We start from the raw sequence: 604 nt of genomic DNA on the forward strand, positions 1-604 counted from the left end.
GCTATTTCTCCCTATTATCTCAGTTTAATCGATTTTAAAAATTATGCGGCGTCACCCATTTACAAGCAGTCTGTCCCCAGTCTGCATGAAATAAATGAATATAAGGGTGAGGATGACCCCATGGGAGAAGAAATGAGTAATCCTGCTCCCCGTATTACACGTCGTTATCCCGACCGACTTATAATCAATGTTACCAATCAATGTGCTATGTACTGCCGCCATTGTCAGCGCCGTAGAAATTTTGGTGAAACTGATAACCATGCCACCCGTAAAGATCAGGAAGCTGCCCTGCAGTACATTAAAAACAATTCTGAAATACGGGATGTTCTTATTACCGGTGGGGATGCTCTAATGCTTAGCGATCGTACACTTGACTGGTTGCTGGGAGAACTCGATGCCATTTCACATGTCGAAATTAAGCGTATTGGTACCAGGACACCGGTAACACTTCCACAAAGAATAACCGCCAACCTTTGTGCGGTACTAAAAAAGCATGCACCCATTTATATTAATACCCAATTTAATTCACCGCTGGAAGTAACACCGGAAGCCAAGCAGGCCTGTGACCGGCTCATTGGAGCAGGAGAAGTTTTGGGCAACCAGG

Annotated in this window: 1 protein-coding gene; it reads left to right on the forward strand. The window is 44.5% G+C overall.

Going from position 1 to position 604, the window contains the following annotated elements; translation table 11 throughout:
- On the forward strand, positions 1 to 604 hold a 604-nt coding region (locus tag B2633_RS16660; RefSeq protein ID WP_483171802.1), incomplete at both ends, for a KamA family radical SAM protein.

It is taken from the genome of Syntrophomonas sp. UBA1041, assembly GCF_002316705.1.
Lineage (GTDB): Bacteria > Bacillota > Syntrophomonadia > Syntrophomonadales > Syntrophomonadaceae > DTU019.